Below are 1423 nucleotides of genomic sequence, written 5' to 3'. Positions count from 1 at the left end.
AAAAAGGGTATCGGCCCACTCGTGATCTCGAGGCCAATGGGTTCTACTGGTTTATCTCCCAGCGTACCAAGGAGGTGTTCGAGTCCGTCGATCCGGAGGGTTTTGCCTTTGTGCCCTGCGATTTTACACTGCCGGATGGCAGCAAAGGCGCCCCGCGCTATCTCTGTGATGTCATTCGCGAGCTGGACGCCATCGATGAAGAAAAATCGAAGGTTAAAGTAAACATCGAACCATCGGGGCGGAAAATCTATCATGTTATGGGGGGAGGCTATTTCTCAATTAGAGACGCAGAAGTCGGGCATTCTCATGTCTTCTCTGATGTCCACTATGGCGGTCTCATCTGCGACGACGTCCTTCGCGATGCCTGCAGGTCAGCCAAGCTGACTGGCATCCTGTTCCGCGATGCCGCCGATCTTTAACCGAACGGAACATTCGTGTTCTTCGTAACAACCCGGAGACTGAAACGACCATGATCGACGGTGCAGACCACATTTCCAAAAATCCACAATCCACGACGAAGAAAGTTGTCCAGGTAAAGCGTCGCAAATTCTTCGTGATCAGTCCGGACTATCGTGGTGGTGGCAAAGGTCATGGCATTGATATCGTCAATGAATCTGCGTTGAGGACACCCGGCATGATGGGCTTTTATCCGCCTCGTGGTCAGCGGGGCTTTGTCGATCCACTGCCTGAAACACCGCATGCAAGACAAGGGAAGGGATTTAGGGCCGTCCGTGATCTCGAAAGCCTGGGCCGCTACTGGATGGCTTCGCAGCGTACCAAGGAGGTGTTCGAGTCCGTCGATCCGGAGGGTTTTGCCTTTGTGCCCTGCGATTTTACGCTGCCGGATGGCAGCAAAGGCGACCCGCGCTATCTCTGTGATGTCATTCGCGAGCTGGACGCCATCGATGAAGAAAAATCGAAGGTTAAAGTAAACATCGAACCATCGGGGCGGAAAATCTATCATGTTATGGGGGGAGGCTATTTCTCAATTAGAGACGCAGAAGTCGGGCATTCTCATGTCTTCTCTGATGTCCACTATGGCGGTCTCATCTGCGACGACGTCCTTCGCGATGCCTGCAGGTCAGCCAAGCTGACTGGCATCCTGTTCCGCGATGCCGCCGATCTTTAACCGAACGGAACATTCGTGTTCTTCGTAACAACCCGGAGACTGAAACGACCATGATCGACGGTGCAGACCACATTTCCAAAAATCCACAATCCACGACGAAGAAAGTTGTCCAGGTAAAGCGTCGCAAATTCTTCGTGATCAGTCCGGACTATCGTGGTGGTGGCAAAGGTCATGGCATTGATATCGTCAATGAATCTGCGTTGAGGACACCCGGCATGATGGGCTTTTATCCGCCTCGTGGTCAGCGGGGCTTTGTCGATCCACTGCCTGAAACACCGCATGCAAGACAAGGGA

2 protein-coding genes and 1 pseudogene are annotated in these 1423 nt (G+C 52.8%); all 3 read left to right on the top strand.

Annotated features, from left to right (window positions below):
- Window positions 1-419 (top strand): imm11 family protein (locus M8997_RS22110; protein ID WP_252597228.1); only part of this gene is annotated, 419 nt, incomplete at its 5' end.
- Between the two features lie 50 nt (window positions 420-469).
- Complete coding sequence (locus M8997_RS22105) at window positions 470-1129, top strand: imm11 family protein (RefSeq protein ID WP_252597227.1); 660 nt, start codon at window positions 470-472, stop codon at window positions 1127-1129.
- 50 nt (window positions 1130-1179) lie between these two features.
- Window positions 1180-1423: pseudogene (locus tag M8997_RS22100) on the top strand (DUF1629 domain-containing protein); the annotation flags it as partial.

This window comes from Phyllobacterium sp. 21LDTY02-6 (assembly GCF_023554255.2).
Classification (GTDB): domain Bacteria; phylum Pseudomonadota; class Alphaproteobacteria; order Rhizobiales; family Rhizobiaceae; genus Phyllobacterium.
The sequence above is the reverse complement of the archived record's forward strand: the minus strand, read 5'-3'. Positions and strand labels throughout refer to the sequence as shown.